Below are 4610 nucleotides of genomic sequence, written 5' to 3'. Positions count from 1 at the left end.
TTCCTATGCCGCTCGCGATGGTGCTCGCGCTTGTGATAAGCACCACATGCGGGCTTATCAACGGCCTTCTGCAGATCAAGTTCCGCGAACTTTCGGCGACCATCATCACGCTCAGCACGATGACTGTCTATCGCGGCATTGCCTATGTCATTCTCGAAGACAGATCTGCAGGGCGCTTCCCCTCCTGGTTCAGTTTCCTTGCGTGGGGATACATCGGAAAGGTGCCATTCATCTTGATTGTGTTTGTTCTGGCGGCGATCGTGTTCGCGATTCTTTTGCATACAACGCGATTCGGGCGCATGGTGTTCGCGGTCGGCAACAACAAGACCGCGTGCGAATACTCAGGAATCAGAACAGGGCGGATCATCCTTGGGGTGAGCGTGATCACGGGGCTTATGGCGGGTTTTACCTCGCTCTTTCTCACCTCGCGCATGGGGAGCACGCGCCCGAATGTCGCGCTTGGCTATGAACTCGATGTCATCGCCATGACAGTGCTCGGCGGCATCAGCACGAGCGGCGGCAAGGGAAGAATTGCGGGGCCGCTTATTTCGATATTCCTTATAGGATTTTTAAACTATGGACTTGGCCTGCGGAATGTTTCCGCGCAAGTTTTGCTCATTATTCTCGGTTTTCTGCTCATTCTGTCGGTGCTTGTACAGAATTTCACCGACAGGCCGAGGCAGAAGTCTTCTTCAAAATCGGGGAAATCGGCCGCTCCAACGCATCGGTCTGATGCAGGAAGCGGATCAGATATTCACGGAAATTCAGCTCAAGGAGGCTGACATGAAAAAAACATTCACAGTGGTAGCGCTGGTGCTGATCGCACTGGCACTGGTCATGCCTGCATCGGTGTTTGCCGCAGAAAAGGCGAAATATGCCATTGTGTTCAAAAACACTGGCAACCCCTACGGCGAAAAACAGATGGAAGGCTTCAAAAACGGCATCGAGGAACAAGGCTTCGAGGCGATTCTCCGCGCTCCGGATCTGCCCACCGCTGAGGCGCAGATTCAGATCATCGAGCAGCTGATTGCCCAGAAAGTCGCTGCGATCTGCATCGTCGGCAACGACTACGATGCCCTCGTCCCGGTCCTCAAAAAAGCGACCGCGCAGGGAATCAAAGTCTTCTCGCTCGATTCCTCGGTCAATCCCCAGGCACGCCTTACCCACGTCAACCAGGCGGACTCCGAGAAGATCGGCCAGACCCTCATCAAGGCTGCGTACGACATGGCAGGCGGTAAAGGCGAAATCGCCATTCTCTCCGCGACGAGCCAGGCTTCCAACCAGAACATCTGGATCGACTTCATGAAGAAAGAGCTGGCAAAGCCCGAATACAAAAACCTCAAGCTCGTCAAGGTCGCCTATGGCGATGACCTGCGCGACAAGTCCGTATCCGAGACCGAAGGGCTCCTCCGCTCCTATCCGAACCTGAAGGTCATCATCGCCCCGACCACCGTCGGCATTGCGGCAGCTGGCAAAGTGCTCACCGACAAGGGCCTCAAGGGCAAAGTGATGCTCACCGGCCTCGGCCTGCCTTCGGAAATGGCTGAGTACATCGAAAACGGCGTGTGCCCCTACATGTTCCTGTGGAACCCGATCGATGTCGGCTATCTCGGTGCCTATGTTGGCACCGCGCTTGTGAGTGGCAAGATCACCGGCAAGGTCGGCGACAAGTTCAGCGCAGGACGGCTTGGCAACTACACCATTACCAAGGCACCCGATGGCGGAACAGAAGTCCTGCTCGGACCGCCGTTCAAATTCGACAAGAGCAACATCAACGATTGGAAGAAAGTGTACTAAAGCGATGCAGCAGGTGCGCAGGCCGGCTTTCGAGCTGGCCTGCGCTATGAAAGAAAGCGGCGCGCCGCTTCAAAAGCGAAAGCGGCAGCCGTACGTGCACCCTATTTCAGGAGCAAGTCATGAAGAGAAATGCATTTGCGATGCAGCTCAAACCCGGAAACGAAGCCGAGTACAAGCGCCGCCACGACCAGATCTGGCCCGAGCTCAAGGCCGAACTCAGAAAAGCAGGCGTTTCGGACTATTCGATTTATCTCGACCCTGAAACCATGCGCTTGTTCGCAATCCAGAGCCTTGCGGATGACGAAACGAGCAGCACGCTCCCGGAAAGCCCCATTGTTCGCAAATGGTGGGACTCGATGAAAGACCTCATGGAAACGAATCCGGACAATTCTCCCAAGGTGTGGCCGCTCACCGAAATGTTCCATATGGATTGAGCTGGCGCGAATTGTGTGGCAGCAAAAAGGCAAATAATGAACCTTGAAACATTGATTGAGATTTCGCGCCGCTATGGCGCAGACCCCGACTACGTCCTCGCGGGCGGCGGCAACACCTCTCTGAAAGATGGAGACGTGATTGCTGTCAAAGCTTCGGGTGCGCTGCTCGGGACAATTGACGAAAATGGCTTTGTGCAGCTTTCTCTTTCCAAGCTGCGTGCGTTATTCGATATGGCGCTGCCTTCTGATTCTGAGGCACGAGAAAAAATCGTGCTTGAAAAATTGCTTGAGGCACGGCTTCCGGGGCAGACGCGCAGGCCGAGTGTGGAAACCCTGCTGCATGCGCTGTTCCCGTATCGATTTGTAATCCATTTGCATCCTGCGCTTGTCAATGGCATGCTGTGTTCGCGCCAAGCGCTGAGCGCAGCGGAAACGCTCTTCAGGAATGAGGCGTCGGTCCTTCCTTATATTACGCCCGGCTATATCCTTGCGGATGCTGTGCGCCGGGTTTTTGAACATCGAACATCATCAGGCATGAGCCCACCAAAAATATTGTTTTTGCAGAACCATGGCGTGTTTGTCGCGGAGGATTCGGTCGAGGAAATTGAGGCGCTGTATGCGCATATCTTTGAGACATTGAAGGCGAAGGTGCAGCCGCTTCCGGAAGAAGGCCTGAGAGGTGGGCCTGCGCGCGGGTATGAGGCTGCGATTGCTGCGGTTGCCGAAAAGGCTGTCGAAACAGCAGCCACGAAATTTAACGTACGATTTTTCTTTACGTCAAATTCGCTGATTGGCCATTTCCTGGCCAGCCCCGAGGCATTCGTGCCCCTGTCTAGTCCATTCACCCCCGACCACATCGTCTATGCCGGCGCCTGGCCTCTCTTTGTGAATATCTCCGAGGCACAATCTTCGGAACACCTCATTTCCAAAATCGACGAATACCGCATCCGCTACCAGGAAATGCCGAAAATCATTGCAATCCAGAATCTCGGTATTTTCGGGCTTGGGCAGGACGAGAGCGCAGCCAAACGCGCCTGTGAGCTTTTTGGCGATGCAGCAAAAATCGCCTGGTATGCGCGCTCATTTGGGAGCGTGCATCCTATGCAACCTGCAGATATCGAATTCATACGAAGCTGGGAAGTCGAAAAATACCGCGCATCCATTGCAGCGAGCTCGAATCCCGCTTCCTGAAATATTGCAGTAGAGAGAAGGGAGGATCACCTTTATGTCCAGAATAGAGCAAGAATACAAATCAGCACGCGAAACCTATGCCGATCTCGGAGTGGATACCGATCAGGCAATCAAAACACTTTCTTCGATCCCTCTCTCTATCCATTGCTGGCAAGGTGACGATGTCATCGGATTCGACGGTGCGACATCCCTGAGCGGCGGAATCCTCGCTACCGGCAGTTATCCTGGCCGTGCTCGCAACGCCGAAGAGCTCAGAGCCGACGCCGCATTCGCCTTTGCGCATATTCCCGGACAGAAACGCTTCAATCTTCATGCCATGTATGCCGAGACAGGCGGCACTAAAGTCGAGCGCTCTGCCCTTCAGCCCCGCCATTTCGATGCCTGGGTTGCCTGGGCAAAAGAACAGAAAATCGGCCTCGACTTCAACCCGACATTTTTCTCCCACCCCCTCGCTGCGAGCGGCTGGACCCTGGCCCATCCCGATGAAAATATCCGCAAATACTGGATCGAGCACGGCAAGGCAAGCAGGCGCATCGCCCAGGCCATTGCCGACAGCCTCAAGGACGTCGTCGTCAATAACCTCTGGGTACCCGACGGCTCGAAAGACATGCCCGCCGACAGGCTCGGCCCACGCCTCAGGCTCAAGGAATCCCTCGACGCCATCTACGCCGAGAAACTGCCCAACGACCGCGTCCTGGACGCTGTCGAATCCAAATTGTTCGGCATAGGCTCCGAATCCTATGTCCCCGGCTCGCATGAGTTCTATTTCGGATATGCTTCCCAAAAAGCCATCGGCCTCTGCTACGACATGGGCCATTTCCATCCAAACGAAAGCGTGGCAGACAAAATTTCGGCCACCCTGCTCTATGTGCCTTACCTCATCATCCATCTGAGCCGCGGTCTGCATTGGGACTCCGACCATATCGTCATCTGGAACGATGCAATAACCGATGTCTGCCGCGAAATCATCCGCATGCGCGTGTGGGACAGAATTCACCTCGCGCTCGATTACTTCGATTCCTCAGTCAACCGCATTTCCGCCTGGATTATCGGTGCGCGCAGTGCCCAGCGAGCCCTCCTCTATGCCCTCCTCGAACCCGTGGAAGCTATGCGAACCGAAGAAGAGCGCGGCGATTTCGGAAGCAGACTCGCCCTCATCGAAGAATCGCGCCGCATTTCCGCCTGGAT

5 protein-coding genes are annotated in these 4610 nt (G+C 55.1%); all 5 read left to right on the top strand.

Annotated features, from left to right (window positions below; all coding sequences use genetic code 11):
• On the top strand, positions 1 to 782 hold a 782-nt coding region (locus tag GAP13_RS12640), incomplete at its 5' end, for an ABC transporter permease (RefSeq protein ID WP_158908649.1).
• 1 nt (position 783) lies between these two features.
• Positions 784 to 1797, top strand: coding sequence for a rhamnose ABC transporter substrate-binding protein (rhaS, locus tag GAP13_RS12635; RefSeq protein WP_158908648.1), 1014 nt, complete (start codon positions 784 to 786; stop codon positions 1795 to 1797).
• Positions 1798 to 1916: 119 nt separating this feature from the next.
• A complete protein-coding gene (gene rhaM, locus GAP13_RS12630; RefSeq protein ID WP_158906184.1) occupies positions 1917 to 2231 on the top strand; it encodes an L-rhamnose mutarotase in 315 nt (104 codons plus the stop codon).
• Positions 2232 to 2267: 36 nt separating this feature from the next.
• The gene (locus GAP13_RS12625) at positions 2268 to 3422 is read left to right on the top strand and encodes a class II aldolase/adducin family protein (protein WP_158906186.1); all 1155 of its coding nucleotides are present in this window, start codon (positions 2268 to 2270) and stop codon (positions 3420 to 3422) included.
• 34 nt (positions 3423 to 3456) lie between these two features.
• Positions 3457 to 4610 (top strand): L-rhamnose isomerase (locus GAP13_RS12620; protein WP_241864356.1); only part of this gene is annotated, 1154 nt, incomplete at its 3' end.

Origin of the sequence: Rectinema subterraneum (genome assembly GCA_009768935.1) — a bacterium.
Classification (GTDB): Bacteria; Spirochaetota; Spirochaetia; order Treponematales; family Rectinemataceae; genus Rectinema; species Rectinema subterraneum.
This window is presented reverse-complemented; position numbering and strand designations above follow the sequence as displayed.